Here is a 19,632-nt window from a genome sequence, read left to right on the forward strand (position 1 = left end):
AGTAGACCCATGGTTAATATGAATATTCAAACGCGGCAGATAACTCGATATACCCTGGGCGTTATGCTGGCTATCGCATTGGCCTATGGTTTGAACTGGAGCTTGGCTTATGTCATGCCAGTGTTTGTCGCGAAGATCTTCGTGGATAAACCCAAACCAACGCGGGGCACAATCATTGAGCTGCTTCTTTCTATGGTTGCAACGGTGATCATTGCACTGGGTGTGAGTAACGGTATTGCCCAATATCCGGTTATTCTATTGTTGCTAGTGGGTCTGTTGATGTTCTGGGCCTACTACTTGTTCCAAGATCCGAAGTGGAATTTCTTCGCCACAATTATGATTATTGCCACCTTACTGGTGCCGTACCTTGGGGTGATTACCCCAGCTGCGGCACTGGGATTGGGTAAGGGGTTAATGGTATCAGGTGTCGGGGCGGTGGCTATTTTTTGGCTGATGCATACCTTGCTCCCGGATAGCGACGACCAGGCAAGCGGTAGTGAAGAGCAAGGTCTAGTGCTAAGTGATGAGCTGCGACAAACAAGAATGTTTGAAGCGGGTAGAGCCCTGATGATTAGTTTTCCGGTGATCACCTATTTCTATTTCTTTCAGCCGCATGGTGCCTTATTAACCATGGCGTTTATTGGTATTTTGTCGTTGCAACTCACTCAGTTAACCAGTATTAAATTGTCGATATTTTTGATCCTGACTAACAGTATTGGTGGAGTAATGGCGATAGTCGCTTATGAATTGCTTGTTACTGTGCCGTGGTTTCCGTTTTTGATGGCAATGATGACCTTGGTGATTTTGGTGTTTGCCCAAAAGCTATATCAAGAGCCTGCGAAAGCGGCGATATTTGCCAGCATACTCTCAGCCATGTTGGTGTTGTTTGGCGCAGCGATTGCTAGCGATAACAAAGAGATTGATATGAATGTCTATACGCGACTGTGGCAGATCGTACTAGCCGCAATTTACATGGTCTCGGTTGCAACCTTGATTGAAAGCCGTAAGCCAAAAGCCGTGTTATCAGACGCTAGTGCCGTTTAAAAAGCGCTTTCTGTACGCTTTTGGAGGAAAGCCGGTGAGCTTTTTGAAGGCACGCGAGAAGTGGGCGATGTTGGCATAACCTAGCTCTGTTGAAATGTCAGTTAACGACAGCTCGGGGTTTTCCATCAAGCGACAGGCAGTCGCTAGCATGATGTTATCTTTAACATTTTTAAAGCTAGTGTGTTCAGCGGCAAGGCGGCGCTGTAATGTTCGTGTACTGGTATCAAGGATAGCTGCGGCTTGTTCGATATTCATGTCTTGACGTGAGAGATATGGCGCCAAAGCCAGGTAAATCGATTCAATAAAGCTGGGGGCATCAGGTTGTTGAGTTTGGTCCTCACCGGCGCGGTCAAAACTGACGGGGAGGTGACAAGGTAACGACATGATGTCATTACTCACCTCAATTGCTGCTAGGCTCCTTTCGGTATAAAACACCGTCTTGTCTGTTTTTAATATCGCTTTTAATTGGCTGGCTCCTTCGGACTGCAATGCGATGTAGTTGGGTAACCATGGCTGCTTAGCGGCAAAGCGTATAAATTCGACCATGTAGAGCACGGCAAAGATTTCAGCCCACATAAAGCCAGAAGTCTCTTTTTTCTCTTTATGGCGGCAGATCCAAGGTGTGCCATTAAAATGCTGGATACTTAACTCGGTAGCCGGTGAGTCGTGCAATACGGCTGTTTTTAACTGCTCTAATGCATCGCCAATGGTTGCAGGTTTATCAAGGTGACGCAGAATTTTGGGTATGAAATACTCCTTAATGGCGGTGCAAAGCAGCTGGCCATAATGCTCCGGGTCCGCGCGCTCAGCCATCAAAACAAGCAAGTGCTTAATCGGTGTTTCAGGAATATATTCATGCTTAGTCGAGAGTATATCTTCGGGTAATCCGACGGTTTCCAGTAGTGGGTATATATCCTGCTCAAAGTGCTTGAGAAGCGAGACAAAGGTACTGGCATGAACGGTTTTGATCAGTGGTACGAGTTGACCTTGTTGCATGCATGCCCCCGGAAACCTGATATACGCTGAACATTGTTGAGTATAACCGTTAGTTTACCCGCTATGGAGGTTCTGCCATAGATTCTTGTTTTGCAGACAGCGATGACTGAGTGGCTAGGCTAATTTCTTACGATTAGCCTCACTGTAAAGTGGTAAATCATGCCATAAGATTCACGCCTTTATTGCATAGCGAGAGGGGGTAGTGTGTCTATCATCGATAATATCCTGATTTTTCTTGGTCTTCGAAGTAAGAAACAAATAAACAAGAAGCACGAATGGGATGAAGAGCAACAGCCAAAAGAACAGTTGCCACGCTATACCAAACGTACTTTTTATAAAGGGTATTATCTAGAGAATAGCTCTGGTGATATCGATAACTGGTCGGTCAGAATTAATGGCAAAGTAATGACAGGGAAACTCGACTTACTACAAAAGAGCATTAACTGGTTTTGTGACACCAAAAAATTACTGCCGCCTGAATCTTTTGAAGTAAAAGAAATCGAGGTATCGAGCTCTGATAGGCTTGATATTGAGCATCATGGCTATCGGATTATCAATGACAGCTCACAATCGAATGGCTGGTATACGGTGATCAATGGCAAGCTAGTCAAAGGAACAGAAACACTCATTAAAGAGAAAATTGATGAATACTTGGCTTACAAGCTGAGCCAAGAGCAGAAACAGAACGAACCGATGGCATAAGCTAATTCCAACTTAATGGCTATCTATTGCATCCAGAGGTTAGACTGAAATAACTTCAATTTTACGAATAGGTTAGCTATAACTAAGCATCAAAAAATAATTTGGTGACAAATTGCTTAATGTTTAGTCATGAACAGTTATCCAGTTTTTGTGCTGTATTTGATAAAGGGTCGTTCAGTGCGGGCGCAAGGTTATTAGAAAGGGATCGTTCTACGATTCGAGAGCATATCCATATTATGGAGGACGCAATAGGCGTTTCGTTATTTGTCATTGATGGGAGAAGCGCCAAGCCCACCGAAACCGCCTATAAGTTATACCCACGAGCACAGGTATTGGTTAAGCAGTTAAAAGAGTTCCAGCTAGAAGCAATGGCATCGTTCGAGCAGGAAATTTGCTCATTGAATGTATTTTATGACGCCATGATCCCGAGTGGGCTGATCATTTTTGTAGAAAAGGCCATGACGAAGCAGTGGCCGGCTATCCGGGTCAACTGGCTGCAACGAAGCCGCCAAGAAGCGTTAGATGGCTTGGTACAAGGGAAGGGACATTTGGCGTTAATGCCGATAAAAAATAAGGTAAATACAGAGCGAGAAGTGGTGTTTACTAACCTTGGTGTGGTTCGCTCTGGTGTTTATGCCAGCCCAAGCAGTCCACTACACCAGCTACAATCTGTTCGGCTCGCAGACTTACAGCTCGATAAGCAGTACATTGCCGAAAACCATTATGCGTCTGATCTACAGGCTAGCGTCATTTCGCCGCACTACCACCTTGTTAGCAGTACTGAAATACTCATATCACTACTCAAGGATCAGGGATGGGTATTACTTCCGCTTCAAACGGCTAAATTGTATGAAGAGGTGGGCTATATCAAGCGTCTAGAAGTTGAAGAACTGATCAATACGGTTAACTTTAATATTTGTACTTTTCATTCGCCTGCCATGGAAAGCCACCCTGTGATTTCGTCTTTGCTAACGTCAGTGAAAGACTACGCGCAGTCGTACTTAAAGTAATGCCTGCTAGCGGGCTAGCAGGCATTCAGTATTAGTTTACGACTCGTTCGATAAACGTCATCATTCTTTCTTCTACAGAGAAGCGGGTACCGTCACTGCCCAAGCTGACAGCCCCAGAAGGGTAGAAGTGGCTGGCACCAGGTACCCAGTTGTATTGGAAATCTGCTCCAATGTTGTTGTAGTGATTGAGCAAGATAGGCGTACGGGTTAACGTCGCTGGCAGATCGTATTGCCCTTGGAACATCAGAATAGGGCTAATATCGCTTGCAGACTTTGCTGTTTTCTTGATATCAAAACCAATTTCCGCTGTACCCAACATCATGACACCCGATACAGGTACTTTCATACCATGGGCAACATTTAAGCTGTTTATTGCACCTGCAGAGAATCCACCTAATACCACTTTATCCGGATCTATATTGTAGTTTTCGGCATTTTTACGAACAAAATTAACCGCTGTTCTTAAATCTTCAGCGCCCGCAAGTACTGTATTTTCAACGACCGAGACATCATCAGGATTGGCGAAATCTAACGCAGGAAGCCCCATGATTGAACGAACAAGGTTAACTTGGCCATCTAATTCAAGCACCGGAGACATATCTAACATATCTTCGTTATAGCCATCATAGGATGGAACAGGGTGCTCTGGCGCTACTCGGTAATCGATATTGAAGCAAGCGTAGCCGCGCTTAGCGAATTTCTCACAATACTCCTGCATAGAAGTCGTTTGTGCCCCTTCCATTAAATAAGGCTGGCGAGGGTTTCCGCGATGAAACGAACCACCAAAAGTCATGAAAATGGCTGGAGCAGGTTCGTCGGTAAAGGCGGGCAGGTAAGCGTCCATCCATAGCTCACGTGTTTGAACCTCACCGTTTATCGTGATTGCGGCTTCACCGTAAACAATATCTTGAACTTGGGAAATCTCGGCAGCCTGTGTGCTGAATCCTGCGATAGAAATAGTGCAAGCCAAAGTTAATTTGCTGAAGGTTTTCATCAGATGCCTCTCTCATGAGAGTCTTAATTCAATAAACACAGAGTAAAGGTTTACCTTCAACTGCTCTAATCAGGTTTGGGGGGTAAAACCCCCACATGATGACAAGCTATACACTATCTAAAGATGATGGGTTGTGCTGTAAGGTTGGGCAACAAGGTACGCACTCGACTGACTTTAAATGCCGTTGGTTGCTGATTGGTATTTTGCACAACAATGCTAATAGGTTCTGAGGGTTGCTCGCGCCATACTGGGACGCCATTGTCATATTTTACCCAATCGTTATTAAAGTCTGAGAGAGGAATTGTGAAGGCGGTATCACTACCGTTTTCATAGGCGTAACCGGTACTGGAAAGGGTTTGCAAATAGCCTTGGCTGTCGACTAAACCAATGTATAAGCCAGATAATTGGGTCGGGTTTAAGCCTGTAAAAACCAACTCCAAAGAGCCACTATTGGTTTTACCGAGTTGCTGAGCATTTAGCTGTTCTATTGTCTCTCGTTGCCAAGTCTGCCATGTCGATAACACGATATTTTCATTGATTGCTAAATCATTGTTGAACGCGCCTTGCCAGGCTATTTGGCGTTGTTTTGTTGCTTGACCATTAAGCACAAGATTCACTAACACGGTGCCAGAGGTTGCCCAAGTCGGTAACATTTGTCCGTGCCAATCGAGGGTAGCGGACTCGCCAGCTCCCTTGCTCGACCAGTGGTTGCTTCCTTGTGAGATGACGATCTTCCATTGAGCCCAATGGGTTAGTGCTAGGTCAATTTTCAGAGATTGAAGAACAGAACTTGAGGCTGTAGTTACATCAAATCGGATTACATTCGGAATAGAGCTATCTAGCTCATGTTGTTCGATGAGCCGCTTATATACATCCAAGGCTGGCTTAGGGTTGTACTCTGCATTGAGTAAGCCAAAGCTTTGCTCAGCATCTGCAAACCAGCCTTGTTGCAGTGGCTCATCGGTAAAAGAGAACCAATTAAGGGCGAACAGGCCGAGTTGGCGAAGCAGGGGCAGATAGAAATGGAGTTTCTCAAGTTCATTGGCTTGCTGAGCTTCCCAGTTTGGTTGTGAGGCTATGGATAAATAGGCCAACATCCAAGGTTTATTGAAGCGTTTTTGCAAGCGTTCGCCTAAGCGAAGTGCCCGCACCCAGCCGGACCAATCAGGGGCAGAATGTGCTCGCTCCGTATAACTTGAAAGCATCAGCATGCTGGCTACAAAGTCGCTGGCTTCAATGCTGTTGTAGGCGCTGGCATAGCTCGGTGTACTGCCGGGCTGATCCCAATCACCAAGCCCAAGGCCAATTTTCACTTGAGGGGCCCCTTTTCTGATGAGCGCCATGACTTCAAGCATCAACGGGTCCCAACCATCCCAACTTTCAATGCCGTTTTTATTAAATTCGGGCTCAAGGATCAGGTAGGCTTGGGGTAAATCTTGCAGCAGAGGAATGAGTTTGTTTTCAATCTCGTTTAGATAGCGCTCACGATTCGCTTGCACATATTCAGGGCTGATTTTATCGCCAAAATACCAATAGCTAATCATTGGGATATAGCCTTTTGCATGCGCACCTCGCAACAAATCTGCGCGGAGCCAGTGCCAGTCACTGTCTTGGGTTATCCATAGCGTGACGCTTTTTACGTTTAATCCATGCTGCTCTAATGTATTCCATATCGGGGTGAAGTTTTGCCCACTGCCTACTGGGCTATCGAGGAGTAACCGCGCACCCACTCCCCATAAAAAAGGCGAAGTTGTATTAGGAGGCGCATCTTGATTGAGCTTTAGCATAAAGGCCATGGCATCGACTCGTTGTTGCCAACTTCGAGCAAGTAGACTGTTTTGGCTCGCCCAACGTGAATCGAGTTTAGCTTGTAGCTGCTCAAACAGATCAATGGCTAAGGTATTTTGATTACTTCTTAAAGCTGAAAACACGGCACCAAACATGGCTTGGATATACCAATCCGCTTTCATCTCTTTGGTTGCATCGGCAGTAGTGAGGTATAACTGCAGTGCTTGTTGGGGTTGCTGTGCAAGCTCTAACAAGCTGTGAGCGACTAATAGTTGGCCTCGGATAGCCAAGGGTTGAGAAGGGTTGCTGGCATATAAGCGAGCACTGGTTTGCTGCATTTGCGTTAAAGCATATTGGTCCCGTAACTGCACCAAATAGAGAAAGTCCGCCAGAAGGGGATCACTGCGGTAACCTCGTAGTAGGGCAAAAGCCGCACGAGCTTCAAGCCGATGGACACTAAAAGGATCTTCGCTTAAATATTGCCGATAATACGACATTGCTTGGTTCCAATTTTGTTCTTGTTCGGCAATGCGGGCAGCAAGAAATAAAGCCTCGCCCTTGTATGGTTGCTTGGCACTGGCAAGGCGTTTTTGGGCCGCTGCCAGTTGCCCTTGTTGAACCAGCTGGATGCCTTCGCCTATTTTGTTACTGGCAATGGCATTTTGCATAGTCAGTAACACCAAGCAAAAAATGAGGAAGGGGCGCCAAAGTTTTTTTGGGATACTGATTCTACTGCTTGGAACCATCTTTATCCTGTGCACTATAATCCAGCTCTAAGGTTTCAAAGTACTCTAGGTTATTGCGAATAGTTTCGAGGTGAATTGCCCGTTCTGGTGGTAATTCACAGGACTCAAGCATGGCGAGGTTTTCTTTCATTCCCATCACCATGATTTGAATACGAGCCGAGCTATCATTGATGTCCTCTGCAATATCCCCCAGTTCATCGCCTTTTCTGGTTTGTATCGTCGTTGATAGCTTGCCCATAGAAATATCCACCAATGCATGGCGAATACGTTCTACAGGACCATATAAACGGTAGCTCAGCCAGCAACCTGCCCAAGTTGCCAGCGCCAACTGGAGCAACAGCAATAGCACTAACCAGTTACTCATTGCGTCATACATGGAAGGAAGGGACTGGGCGACGGCATTCAGCTCTTCAGGGAGTAACTGGAAGGAGAGTTGTTCGGCTAAGACATCAAGCGTTTGTGCATAGAAGAAATAAAACTGTGCCGCATTGATAATTGCGCTGAGCAAGGCAATAAATAAGATTCGCCATATCAATCGTCTTGATAAACCCACCTTGATGCTTCTTACAACAGAAGGTAAACGCAGTATTTGCAGCATTGTTGTTCTCCATAACAAACTGGTTGTATATGAAGTATATAGTTTCTAAATTGAGCGAGGGAAAAATTCTGCTTGTCGTTTGAAGGTGAGTAACAAGTTATCGGTTTAGGTTGGTAAATGTTTTAGAAGTGCCCCTTTGAAATGCGCGGTAAAGGGGCACGAATTGTTGGAGGTTTATTACTGGATATTGTCTTCAACCGCCCGGCGCAAGAAGCCCGCTTTGGCTTCTAGTTGCTGCTTAGCCGTCTCGATATCTAAACCGGTCAGGATCATTAATATAGCGAGCTTGACGTCATATTGAGTTTGTTCAAGTGTGCTGACAGCTATCTCTTTTTCGCAGTCGGTCGCTTGCATTACTATTCTGGCTGAACGTGCGACCAGCTTCTCGTTGGTTGCTTTTACGTCTACCATCAAGTTTTGGTAGCTTTTCCCAAGTCGGATCATACTGGCCGTTGTTAGCATGTTCAGTACCAGCTTTTGTGCTGTGCCTGACTTCATGCGTGTTGAGCCAGTGAGTGCTTCCGGGCCAACAACTGGGCTGATCGCGATTTTTGCCACCTCGGCAATGGCCGATTCAGGGTTGCAAGACAGGGCTACGGTTGTCGCACCCTGCGAATTGGCATATTCCAAGCCACCGATAACGTAAGGGGTGCGGCCACTAGCGGCGATACCGACGACAACATCTTTGTCAGTAAAGTTAATCGCTTGCAGATCTTCTTTTCCAAGCTGAGGCGAGTCTTCAGCCCCTTCCTTTGCCTTGATGATTGCCTCAGGACCACCGGCAATTAAGCCAATAACCATTTGATCAGAGACGCCAAAGGTTGGCGGGCATTCTGACGCATCGAGGATCCCCAACCGCCCGCTGGTTCCAGCGCCCATATAAACAAGGCGGCCACCGACCTTGAAGGCCTCGGTAATTTTATCGACGGCTTGCGCGATTTCAGGGAGTACTTTTTCAATCGCGAGCGGGACAAGCTTATCTTGCTGGTTAATGCGTTTGACTATCTCAAGTGAAGGCAACAGGTCAATATCCATGGTGTCGGGGTTACGACCTTCCGATACCAATTGCGATAATGCTGCGATAAGAGAGTGTTCTGTCATGTGAATCCTTATTTTTCTGCGTAAAACGCCTTGTCCGCATAATAAACAACGCCAAGAGAAGCGGCTTTGCTTGCGCCAGTGACTTCGGGCAGGCTGCTTGGCAAATTGTGCATTCGTTGATGTGCAAGCCAGGCAAATGCCATTGCTTCCATGTTGTCACTATCAACGCCTTTTTCTGTGGTTGTACCCACTTGCCATTCTGGCAGCAATTCAGCGATACGTTTCATTAATAGTGGGTTATTAGCACCACCACCACAGACAAGGAGTTGCGGTTGTTCGCCTACTTGATAACGAATTACTTCTGTTGCAATAGTTGATGCAGTGTACTCGCATAATGTTCTTTGTACATCTTCGTGGCGAATGTCATAACCTGCCAGTTTGTTTTCTAGCCAAGGCAGGTTGAACAACTCACGTCCCGTACTTTTGGGGGCACCAAGGCTTAAATATGGCTCTTCTAATAAGCTTGCCAGTAAAGCTTGGTCAACATGGCCACGCTTGGCAAATTGCGCATCACGATCGAACTTTTCACCGATATGACGCTCACACCACGCATCCATCAGCATATTGCCAGGACCAGTGTCATAGCCGATGACAGGTTGCTGTGGGCGTAAGACGGAAATATTCGAAATACCACCGATATTTAAGACAACAACGCTTGACGCCTTAGACTCAAAAATGGATTGATGGAAAGCAGGCACCAGCGGTGCACCTTGGCCGCCGAGCGCCATGTCTTTGCGTCGGAAATCGGCAACGGTATCAATGCCTGTTTTGGCAGCAATGATGTTGGCATCACCAATCTGCATGGTAAATGGACTATCCCCCGTTGGCTGGTGGAAAACCGTTTGGCCATGGTTGCCGATAGCGTGTATTTGTTCGGCTTTGTAGCCTGATTGGGCAAGTAAATGGTTAACTGCATCGGCGTACAGGTGGCCAAGCTGGTGATCCAGCTGGCCAATTTCGACCAAGTTTGTATCTTGACCAATACAAATGTTCAGCAAGCGCTGCTTTAGCTGATCTGGAATAGGGTAGTCGGCTGAAGCGAGCAGGGTAATTTTACCGTTTACCATTTCGACTAGGGCGGTATCGACACCGTCCATGCTGGTGCCTGACATTACGCCGATATACAGTTCTTTATTCATCGATATCTCCAGCGAATTTTCTAGCAAGTAGGGTAGCACCATCTAAGGCGTTCCCCTTGGGCTTAATGATTCTTTGCTGCCAATGCTCAGGCAGTTGATGTTGATAATAATGGCTAAGGCCGCCAAGAAAAACGATATCCAGATTATTGTTTTTACAACACTTAATGGCAAGTTGTTCAATATGCTTTGTACCACGGGCCAATATCCCCTGACTGGAACGACAGCCTTGTTCGGCGCAATTGATGACAACTGGAGCCAATTGGGCGTAGTTCGAAGCGCTGGCTGATTTCAACCAAGTCAGTAGTTGATCGCGCCTGCCTCCCACTATAGGTGTTAACGTTTTGGTTAATAGGGCTTGTTGATCGTTTTTATGGGTAGTACTTTCACGTTTGCTTTCTAGGGACTCAATAAGGTATTGAACGGCATTGAAGCCAATCCAAGCGCCTCCGCCTTCATCGCCGATAGGAAAACCCCAACCGCCATAGAGGGTTGTTTGACCATCATGATCAAGCTGAGTCGCAACCGTGCCAGTACCTACCGCAATGCAGTTAATTGGCTTAGCGTGATTTGCGCCAATTAATGAGATATAAGCATCAGTCATCACCTTACAGTGCGGAAAACAACTCAGCGCCCCTTCAAGCTTTGACTTCAATTCTGTATTACCCGCACCTGCAACACCGATAACAATCCCGACCTGCTCATTGGTCAGCTGATGTTGATGCAAGCAAGTGTGTATCGCTTGTTTGATGGTGCTAATTGCTTTATCCCCATTTTGGGTAAGGGACGACGGACCAAATACATGCTCGCTGGTTTGATCCGTCGTTAGGGGATCTTTCGGGGTTAAGCGTAGGGCGGTTTTGGTTCCGCCCCCGTCAATGGCGATAAAATGCGTAATCATAATTATGCCGATTGTAGCTGGTCTTGCTCTTGTTTCTGGCTGCTACCCATTAGGCATACACACAGAGAAACAAAAGTACCGACACATAGCTGGTATGGGAAGGCGAGTCTTACTCCAACCCAGTCTGGGTAAACAACAGTCATCACGGAATCCCACACATAGGCTTGTAGTAGCAATGTGGTGAGGAAGCCAGCAATCAGTGCCATTGCAACAGAACGCTCGCCACCACGGTTCGTAAAGATGGCGGTGAAGTACACGCCCAACAAACCGGTGTAGGCAAAAACCATCACACTTAAAGCAAATGCGAGTAGTGGCATGTCAGTGTACTGTTGCCAGTAGAAGCAAAGGATCCCCATACTGCCAAGCGCTATAGCGGCAGCAGCCATACCAAAGCGGCCTGCTTTCACATAGTGAAGATCATTCTGGGTACCATCGCGTGCTTCTTTCCAAGGCTTGTAAATGTCTTGAATTGCCACTGATGACATTGAGTTAAGCCCAGAGTTTAACGTTGAAAGGGCTGCTGCGACGACACCAACAGTGACTAACCCGCGCAGGCCAGCTGGCATCTCATTCAATACGTAATACATAAAGATTGTCACGCTTTCGCCGTTGAAGCTTTGTACCACTTCTTGCCCATCGGTACCCATTAACTCAGGACGTTGGTAGAAGATGTAAAGCAGCAAGCCTATGGTCATGAAGATCAATACAACAGGGATAGAGAAGATGATTGAGTTGATCATCGCCTTCGAACCTTGCTTCGCATCTTTACAGGTAAGAACCCGCTGCGTCATATCCTGATCAAGGCCAAATGCACCGATGTTAAGTAAAACGAAACCAGTGATACATGCCCAAAAGCTGAAAGTACCAGCTGGAGAGAAGTCTAGGCTAAAATCGAATAAGGTTAGCTTCGAAGCCTGCTCGCCACCTGGATTATTTAATGCTTGGATGATTTGTCCCATATCAGCAGGGATCTGGCCAAGTAGGTAGATAATTACTGCAATCGCCGCACCAACGTAGACCACAAGTTGGATTAGGTCACTCCAAATAACCGAGCGAATACCGCCCATGTAGGTATAGGCAAGGCCAACGGCCACTAGGATCACAACTGAGCTAATGACACTAGATGGCGAAATGTTGGTAAATAGGATCATCGAAACGGCAATAGCTGCCATGTATAGGCGAGAGCCGGAAGCAAACACACGGCCAACCAAGTACATCATGCCAGCACGCTGTTTGGTTTTCTCACCGAAGCGCACCTTGAGCAGTTCGTACACGGTGGACACTTTGTTCTGGTAGAAGCGTGGGATCAAGACCCAAGCAACAAACAAGGCGCCCATGATGCCGCCAATATTGGTGGCGAGGTAAGTTAAGTCGCCACGGTAACTTGAATCTGGGCCGCCAAGAAAGGTGGCCGCTGATTGAGAGGTTGCTAATACTGATACAGCGACTACCCACATAGGCATGCTATTGCCGCCGAGAAAGTAGTCTTTTGTGGAGGTGATTTTGACGCGGCTAAAGTGCCAGCCGGTGTAGGCAATAATCGAGAAGTAAATCGCAAATACTGCCCAGTCCAATGTTGTAAAAAGAGAATTCATAGCAGCTCCGTAGCATGAATTGTGCAAGGTGTTTGGAATAAAATGTCGCTATTAGATGTTAGGTATCGTTATCTTTTTGGGTCAGTATGGCGGGTTGAATAGGGAATTCCAAAGGCTATTCTTTGATGGAATAGTTGAAGGTGGTTTTCTATGACCATGCTCGCAATTCTGCTTGAGTACTATTCCAATTGAATTCGAAACAAGGAATAACTATTCCTCGGTTTTGAAGTAAACAGTAATCTAAGTGAACCGTGATGTATAAGCATTACATTCTGAAGAAATAATGACAGGAGGCATAATGAAAGGACTAACAAGAATCAAAGCATTGCTTCCTCAACTTTCACCATCGGACACTTTAGTTGCACGTTTTGTACTTGAGTACCCAGAGCAGGTTAAGCTTCTCTCTTCCCCTGAATTGGCGAAAGCCATTGGTGTGGGGCAATCAACCATTGTTAAATTTAGCCAGAAGGTTGGCTATAGCGGCTTTTCAGAGCTTAAGCAAAAGTTATACGAGACTGAGCGTCCATATCAGCCCATTTCGCGAAAAGTGATTCATGGTTCTATTTCTCGCAGTGACAAAGTGTCTGTTGTAATGGAAAAGTTATTAGCCAGTAAGGCGCAATCGCTAGAGCAGACCACTATGCTTAATGCTGATACGAATATTCAGGAAGCGGCCAATATCTTACACCTCGCGACCAAAATACAAATATCTGGTGTTGGCGCGTCATCCTTGGTGGCAAAAGACTTAAGCTACAAGCTGATGAAAATAGGCCATGCGGTGCAGGCTGAATATGATACCCATATACAGGTTGCCAATGCCTCGACGCTGAAGGAAAAGGATGCAGTGGTGGTCATTTCCCATTCTGGTCAAAGTAAGGAAGTGTTGAGGGTGGCGCAAATAGCGAAAAGTAATGGTGCGAAGGTCATTTCTGTTAGCCAACTCGCAACCACCCCCCTTGATAAGTTTGCGGATGTAAAACTGATCACCTCGACAGATGAAGAGCAGAACCGAAGCTCGTCGATTACCTCTAGGGATAGTCAGTTGTTGATTACTGATTTGCTGTTTATTGCTATTACCCAACAAGAAGAGGAGGCAGATAAACTGATTGAGCAAAGCCGTAGTGCAGTGGCTTCACTCAAACAGTAATACTCATTTTACTCTGACCAAATTGGCGGCCACTGATTGTGTTGTGTTAGATAGTCTTCGATTGGTTTGCTTCGATAGCCAGTTTCATAGCGTGCGCTAACGCTGTAATGAACCCAAGTCGGGATCTCACTTTGGCGGGGAATCTCTCGCACACTCTTACCCAGCAAGCGGTATTTACGTTTGTACTCATTGTGCTGTGTTGCATGCGGATTTAAATTTAGCGGCCTTAGGGTGGGGTCGAAGCTGAGCCCTGTTTTTTCTGCCTCTTGTTGGAGCCAAAGCATGGGAATATCGGAAAGCACTGTGCCATCAGCATCAGGTTGGTAACTTCCGCCTACATCGCAGTGAACACCTGCAAACCACACTTGTTCAATATCAATGCCTTCTTTAGGTTGCCAAAGCGTTGGAGTGAAATCTTGTCGTACTTCATCAAGGGCTAAAGCTTGGCGAGCTTTAAGCACATTGCTTCCGAGTTTATCGTCATAGAACAAGTGCTCATCTTCTATCAGTCCAAATATGCTGGTGGGTAACCCCATTGCCCCGACGGTATCCCATACACCAATGAAATTTATATGGGTTGTTTGTTGAATGGCGTAGCGATCTTTCCAATCAATTGAAAATTGGCTATGAGGTTTGTTCTCTGGGTTTCGATAAAGCATAAAGGCATCTTCAATCATACTGCCATTGATGCTTTTAAGTATGCTGCAATTATTGATCATCCCGCATAGGCTTCTGACTGTATAGGCACCGCGGCTAAAACCAAATAGATACAACTCATCGCCAGGCTCATAGTTATGAACAATGAAGCGATAGCAATCCATGATATTTTTATCTAAGCCTTTGCCAAGGGCTCCAGCGAAGAGCTTGTTGTGGTATGAACCAATCCCCCAATCGTAATAAACAATTTGCTTAGTGCCATCTGGAGCTGTAGGAGGAATACAGCGAGCAAATTTTAAAACGTTGGTAGGGTAAGTTTCTTCGCCGTATTGCTCTGGCCGATTCCAAGTACCATCGGAGCATATGATAATTCTTTTCATATTCGATCCTCTGTGCTGGGGGATAGGGAGCGCTTTTTAATTGCCTTCCTCTACTTTAATCAATTCCCGCTTTTTAGCTTGAAGGCTTGGTCACAGATTTATGTGGAATTATCGGCACTTTGTTAATTGTCGAAGGGGATCACATGCTCATTGTGTCAGGTTATTTTACAAAGCAGAATTTCTATACAGCTAAATTATTGAAAGTTAAGTAAATGAAAAGTTGGTATTTCACTTGCTTACTATTAACCAGCTAATAAAAAATAATTAGCATTAAAGCTAATTGAAAAAGAAGTGGCATTATCGTGGCGCATTAAACTAATGACGAGAAAGGCGCCAGTATAAAAACACGGACGTTTTTATAAAAATGGGGAATGCGTTGAAGCGGCACTTCGGTGTCGCTATTTTTTTGTTCAATGCAGACGCCCGTAGCCCGAAGTTTCAGAGGTGCGATTTGTCGATTAGTTTATCGTTGACTCAAAAGCGACTTGTGCTTTTTCTAACTCTATCATTAAGTCGTCGAGTCGTTGATACTGACCAGTTATGATTGCACGCTGAATTTCGCTCTGAGTCTTGATCAGCTTATCTTTGCAACTTTCCTTGGTAAAAAGGTTTCTGAGTCCATCAGCTTGATCCATAAATAATCCTTAAAATGAATGCGCTTTGCGATGAGAAAATAATATTCATATTTAAATCACTTATTCCATTTGTTTCATATCAGTTATAGGACATAATAAATCATCTGAAAACAAGAAAATCTGCGATCCATGTCACATGGATAAAATTTGGTATTTAGCATTTTTATATGTTGATTACATACATATTAGCCATGAATGTTGCTTGAAGGCTTTAATTTAATATATTTAGTGGCTTCTAATTTAAGTAAGATGTGCGACATTTGCACTGGGGGAGAGGGCGTTTAAAACCGCAAATACAGATAATACAGTGGCTATCTTGATCAATAAGAAAGTCATCTTCTTGGCCACATTTAGGGCACGGTTCTAAAAAGCATTCGCATATTTCGATGGTCATAAATCCTGTTTCACTTCATAACAATAGGGTTAATTCACTTTCATTGTTAAGTATTTAATGTGTGATTTGTGTGATATTGCTCCCAAAAACGGAGCTAAAAATAAGCGACTTGAGTGAGTGGCTAATTATCTGTACAAGATACTTGTTACTGAAATGGCCGAGGTTGGTAAGTGGTTGAAGGATAGGTTGATTTTGGTGGTTTATATGTCGATAGGTTTTGTTTATTAGGCAGTGTTATTTAAAAAAAATCCATGTCAAATTGTAAGTGAGTTAGACGAATCAATAAAATTTAACCAAAAAAACGCCGCTCTAATAGCGGCGTCAATTCAATTATGCGTCAGAGGGTAATTAGCTATAAGCTAATTTATGGTGTTGCAATTCAGTTCGCATACCCATTAACAAGCTTACACACATTGTTAGTAGCACAATCGTAAACGGAAGCGCCGTTGAGATTGTTCCAGCTTGAAGTGCTTGCATTGCCTCTGTGCCACCAATCCAAAGCAGCGAAGCAGCGATAGCACCTTGCATGCTAGCCCAGAATAAACGCTGGGGTACTGGGGCATCGACTTTACCGCCAGCAGTGATACTGTCGATAACCAATGAAGCGGAATCTGAAGAGGTAATAAAGAATACCATGATCAGCAATATTGAGATTACTGAAAGCAATACGCTAAATGGCAGTACTTCATAAACTTCAAATAGGGCAAGGGTAACGTTGGTTAGCCCGTTAGCACCAAGTTCACCAATGTTGTTTACAACTTGATCAATGGCGATGCCACCGAATACTGACATCCAAAGTAGCGTAATGACTGTTGGAATACAGATAACAGCAAAGATGAACTCACGTACGGTGCGACCTTTAGATACACGTGCAATGAACATACCTACACATGGTGACCATGAGATCCACCAAGCCCAGTAGAATACAGTCCAACCGTGCATCCATGCTTCGTCTTCACGACCATGCGGGTTACTTAGTGGAATGATATTCTCAATGTAGCCCATTAGCGCAACTGGGATAGTGTTAAACGCTGCAGCTAGGCCAGCAAGGGCAACAAAGATCAGCAGGGCAAATGCAACCAGTAGATTAGTGTTACTTAGCAGTTTAATCCCGCCGTCAATACCGCGATAAACAGAGATACCCGCTAAAAAAGTAACAAAGATAATAACGCCAATTTGTAGATCAACACTGTTATTGATACCGAATACAAAGCTAAGGCCGCTAGCGGCTTGTTGCGCACCTAGGCCGAGCGTGGTCGCCAAACCAAATAGGGTAGCGATAACAGCCATGATATCAATAGCGTGACCAAACCAGCCCCAGGTACGATCGCCCAAGATAGGGTAGAAGATTGAACGCATTGAAAGCGGTAGGCCTTTGTTATAAGCAAAAAAGGCAAGAGACAGCGCAACAACGGCATAAATGGCCCATGGGTGTAAACCCCAGTGGAACATGGTTGCACCAAGGGCAACTTTGGCGGCTTCTGGCGTGTTAGGCTCAACGGCAAGTGGCGTTTCGAACCAGCCAGTGAAGTAAGCAACAGGCTCGGCAACACCCCAGAACATGAGGCCGATACCCATACCCGCAGCGAAAAGCATCGAGAACCAAGAACTGTTTGAGTGTTCAGGTTCTGCGTCTGCACCGCCAAGGCGAATCTTACCAAATGGTGAAAAGGCTAGACCAAGAATGAAAATAAGAAAGATGTTGCCTGACCACATGATCAAACTATCAAAGTTGTTAATGATGCTTAATTTAATGCCATCAAGCACAGATTTGGCTGTGGCTGCATCGCTAAGTAGTAGTGCGACGATGAAAAGTAGAATGAGTCCGGCACTGATACCGAAGACAGGGTTATGGACATCAAAACCCCAACGCTGAACATTATCCTGGCCAATTGTGTAGTCAGTATTTTCTATACTGTACTTATCCTTAAGATGATTCATCATTTCCTCAATTTATTAGCACACTAAGCATTCTGGCGAGCCTTTGCGTCTTCCGTAACCATTGGAATCGCCAATTTGATTAGTGTGCAAAACAATAATTTCGACATACGATATCAAAAATTTGATGTAAGACCAAATAATTCTCAAGATATCACCGTTTTATTGCATTTTTATGCGTCTGTTTAGTGGTATTCCTAGGATGAAAAGGTTAGTTATCTAATCTTTTGTTTGGGGGTGATTATCCTTTGAACTCGAGGGGTTTTATTGTGTTTCTAATTCTAAGGTTATGTGGTTAAGTCTTTTAAAGATCACCATGCTTTAATTTTGACCGCCCAAAACGGGAATGATGGCTATGTCTTGCGTTATTTTGCGCCGAGCATAGGTATCGATGAAGATCTCGCTACTGGCTCGGCCCAGTGTTCATTAGCACCTTATTGGCTAAGCTTGTTATCGAGTACAAGTTTAAAGGTCAGGCAGCTATCGAGTGAAGGTGGTTATTTTCAAGTAGAGCGGAAAGGAAATGAGCATATCTTACTAACAGCAAATACGGTATTGGCTGGTGTTGCTACAGTGGACTAATACTGTTGGCTAATGCTCAACTTGGCGTTTTGATTTATCGGAGTGGGAGGTTGAAATGAAAGGTCAATGTTTATGTGGTGCTATTGAAGTGGAGGCAGAACCCCAAAAGGAAGTCGGCCTGTGCCATTGTTCAATGTGCCGTAAGTGGTCTAGTGGCCCTATGTTTGCGGTCCACTGTGGCTCAGATGTTGTGTTTAATGGCGATGAGCCTACCATCTACCAATCATCAGAATGGGCAGAGCGTGGCTTCTGCAGTAAATGCGGCACAAACCTGTTTTACCATTTACTTCCAACCAACGAATTCATTTTATCCGCGGGACTATTTCAAGATGCCGATTTCACCTTAACTAATGAAATATTCATTGACGAAAAGCCAGGGTATTATGAGTTACGTAATGACACTCACAAAATGACAGGGCAGCAAGTGTTCGAGCAGTATGCTCCCAAAGACGAGTAAGCTGCATTAGTTTAATTAAAATCCATGGAAGGAATAATTGATGAAAACAGTGTTAGTGACTGGTGGGAGTAAGGGGATTGGCTTAGAAGCGGTTAAAGCGTTTGTTTCTCAAGGCCATCAAGTGGTGACTTGTGCTCGATCGGTAGAGACATGGCAAGAAGCGGTAAGGTCGTCCCCTGAGTTAGAACACGTTGATTTTGTTTCTGTTGATCTCTCTGATTCTGCACAAGTCGAGAAGCTTTTTAGTCATATTAAACAACACTATCAGTGTCTGCACATAGCGATTAACAATGCATCTCCCAAGCTCGAATCTGGGGGTGTTTTCGCTAATGTCGATACTGATGAGTTACATAAAACTTTAATGAATGACTTTTGGGCTCATGCATTGTGTTTTAAGCATGAATTATTACTCATGTCGAAAGGCGCTTGCATCGTCAACATCAGTTCTGTGAATGGTATTCGACCGACCCCCAACGCTGCTATGTACAGTGCGGCGAAGCATGGTTTAGAGGGGCTGACTCGCTCTGTTGCGCTTGAGGCAATAAAGTCTGGAATTCGGGTGAACGCTGTAGCCCCTGGTGTTACATGGACACCGCGCTGGGAGGATAGGTTAAGTTATCAAATGCTAATCTACGTAGTGAAGTCGAGAGCGTTGTCCCACTTGGTCGTTTTGCACATGCCCAAGAAATAGTGAATGCCATTGAGTGGTTATGCTCTGATAAAGCAAGTTATGTTGTTGGCCATACACTCGTCGTTGATGGCGGCTTATCGCTTAGTTAGTTTATCTAGTTACTTACAATGAAATAATCTCATGGTTTGGTAAGCCCTCTC

16 protein-coding genes and 2 pseudogenes are annotated in these 19,632 nt (G+C 45.0%); 7 read left to right on the forward strand and 11 right to left on the reverse strand.

Features of this window, described 5'->3' with window-relative positions:
- Positions 1 to 9 precede the first annotated feature (9 nt).
- Positions 10 to 1,044, forward strand: coding sequence for a DUF2955 domain-containing protein (locus C9I98_RS20450; protein WP_036818429.1), 1,035 nt, complete (start codon positions 10 to 12; stop codon positions 1,042 to 1,044).
- On the opposite strand, the gene C9I98_RS20455 is transcribed toward C9I98_RS20450, so the two are convergent.
- On the reverse strand, positions 1,024 to 2,040 hold the full coding sequence (locus C9I98_RS20455; protein ID WP_036818431.1) for a helix-turn-helix domain-containing protein: 1,017 nt from the start codon (positions 2,038 to 2,040) through the stop codon (positions 1,024 to 1,026). The two genes, C9I98_RS20450 and C9I98_RS20455, sit on opposite strands and share 21 nt — an antisense overlap.
- A 204-nt stretch (positions 2,041 to 2,244) precedes the next feature.
- Here C9I98_RS20455 and C9I98_RS20460 point away from each other — a divergent pair, with 204 nt between their 5' ends.
- Together C9I98_RS20460 and C9I98_RS20465 are read left to right on the forward strand one after the other, a co-directional pair.
- The gene (locus tag C9I98_RS20460; protein ID WP_158262704.1) at positions 2,245 to 2,742 is read left to right on the forward strand and encodes a DUF3319 domain-containing protein; all 498 of its coding nucleotides are present in this window, start codon (positions 2,245 to 2,247) and stop codon (positions 2,740 to 2,742) included.
- 119 nt (positions 2,743 to 2,861) lie between these two features.
- On the forward strand, positions 2,862 to 3,752 hold the full coding sequence (locus tag C9I98_RS20465) for a LysR family transcriptional regulator (protein ID WP_036817762.1): 891 nt from the start codon (positions 2,862 to 2,864) through the stop codon (positions 3,750 to 3,752).
- A gap of 31 nt (positions 3,753 to 3,783) precedes the next feature.
- On the opposite strand, the gene C9I98_RS20470 is transcribed toward C9I98_RS20465, so the two are convergent.
- The 7 genes from C9I98_RS20470 to C9I98_RS20500 form a co-directional block, all read right to left on the reverse strand.
- On the reverse strand, positions 3,784 to 4,746 hold the full coding sequence (locus C9I98_RS20470; protein WP_051901918.1) for an alpha/beta hydrolase: 963 nt from the start codon (positions 4,744 to 4,746) through the stop codon (positions 3,784 to 3,786).
- 113 nt (positions 4,747 to 4,859) lie between these two features.
- Entirely contained in the window at positions 4,860 to 7,202 is a 2,343-nt protein-coding gene (locus tag C9I98_RS20475; protein ID WP_036817760.1) for a tetratricopeptide repeat protein, read from the reverse strand.
- A gap of 61 nt (positions 7,203 to 7,263) precedes the next feature.
- Positions 7,264 to 7,878, reverse strand: coding sequence for a HAMP domain-containing protein (locus tag C9I98_RS20480; protein ID WP_107272426.1), 615 nt, complete (start codon positions 7,876 to 7,878; stop codon positions 7,264 to 7,266).
- A 177-nt stretch (positions 7,879 to 8,055) separates the two neighbouring features.
- Positions 8,056 to 8,979, reverse strand: a complete 924-nt coding sequence (gene murQ, locus C9I98_RS20485) for an N-acetylmuramic acid 6-phosphate etherase (RefSeq protein WP_036826406.1) — start codon at positions 8,977 to 8,979, stop codon at positions 8,056 to 8,058.
- 8 nt (positions 8,980 to 8,987) lie between these two features.
- Entirely contained in the window at positions 8,988 to 10,118 is a 1,131-nt protein-coding gene (locus tag C9I98_RS20490; RefSeq protein WP_036826409.1) for an anhydro-N-acetylmuramic acid kinase, read from the reverse strand.
- A complete protein-coding gene (locus C9I98_RS20495; RefSeq protein ID WP_107272427.1) occupies positions 10,111 to 11,016 on the reverse strand; it encodes a glucosamine kinase nucleotide-binding domain-containing protein in 906 nt (301 codons plus the stop codon). Before C9I98_RS20495 ends, C9I98_RS20490 begins: the two co-directional genes overlap by 8 nt.
- Positions 11,017 to 11,018: 2 nt before the next feature.
- On the reverse strand, positions 11,019 to 12,611 hold the full coding sequence (locus tag C9I98_RS20500) for a sodium:solute symporter (protein WP_036826446.1): 1,593 nt from the start codon (positions 12,609 to 12,611) through the stop codon (positions 11,019 to 11,021).
- A gap of 298 nt (positions 12,612 to 12,909) precedes the next feature.
- Between C9I98_RS20500 and C9I98_RS20505 the strand changes: the two genes are divergently transcribed.
- Positions 12,910 to 13,758, forward strand: coding sequence for a MurR/RpiR family transcriptional regulator (locus tag C9I98_RS20505; RefSeq protein ID WP_036826445.1), 849 nt, complete (start codon positions 12,910 to 12,912; stop codon positions 13,756 to 13,758).
- Positions 13,759 to 13,766: 8 nt separating this feature from the next.
- Here the strand turns inward: C9I98_RS20505 and C9I98_RS20510 are convergent, their stop codons facing one another.
- From C9I98_RS20510 to C9I98_RS20520, 3 genes are all read right to left on the reverse strand, one after another.
- Positions 13,767 to 14,795 carry a DUF2235 domain-containing protein gene (locus tag C9I98_RS20510; RefSeq protein WP_036826444.1) on the reverse strand — a complete coding sequence of 343 codons (1,029 nt, stop codon included), beginning with the start codon at positions 14,793 to 14,795 and terminating at the stop codon, positions 13,767 to 13,769.
- Between the two features lie 458 nt (positions 14,796 to 15,253).
- Positions 15,254 to 15,430 carry a flagellar hook-basal body complex protein FliE gene (locus C9I98_RS20515; RefSeq protein ID WP_107272428.1) on the reverse strand — a complete coding sequence of 59 codons (177 nt, stop codon included), beginning with the start codon at positions 15,428 to 15,430 and terminating at the stop codon, positions 15,254 to 15,256.
- Between the two features lie 742 nt (positions 15,431 to 16,172).
- Positions 16,173 to 17,765, reverse strand: a complete 1,593-nt coding sequence (locus tag C9I98_RS20520) for a BCCT family transporter (RefSeq protein WP_036829438.1) — start codon at positions 17,763 to 17,765, stop codon at positions 16,173 to 16,175.
- A gap of 291 nt (positions 17,766 to 18,056) precedes the next feature.
- Here C9I98_RS20520 and C9I98_RS20525 point away from each other — a divergent pair.
- From C9I98_RS20525 to C9I98_RS20535, 3 genes and pseudogenes are all read left to right on the forward strand, one after another.
- Positions 18,057 to 18,344 (forward strand): annotated as a pseudogene (locus C9I98_RS20525) (PhzF family phenazine biosynthesis protein); the annotation flags it as partial.
- Between the two features lie 55 nt (positions 18,345 to 18,399).
- Positions 18,400 to 18,801, forward strand: coding sequence for a GFA family protein (locus tag C9I98_RS20530; protein ID WP_036829434.1), 402 nt, complete (start codon positions 18,400 to 18,402; stop codon positions 18,799 to 18,801).
- Positions 18,802 to 18,841: 40 nt separating this feature from the next.
- Positions 18,842 to 19,581 (forward strand): annotated as a pseudogene (locus tag C9I98_RS20535) (SDR family NAD(P)-dependent oxidoreductase).
- Positions 19,582 to 19,632 lie beyond the last annotated feature (51 nt).

This window comes from Photobacterium sanctipauli (assembly GCF_003026495.1).
In the GTDB taxonomy this organism is placed as follows: Bacteria; Pseudomonadota; Gammaproteobacteria; order Enterobacterales; family Vibrionaceae; genus Photobacterium; species Photobacterium sanctipauli.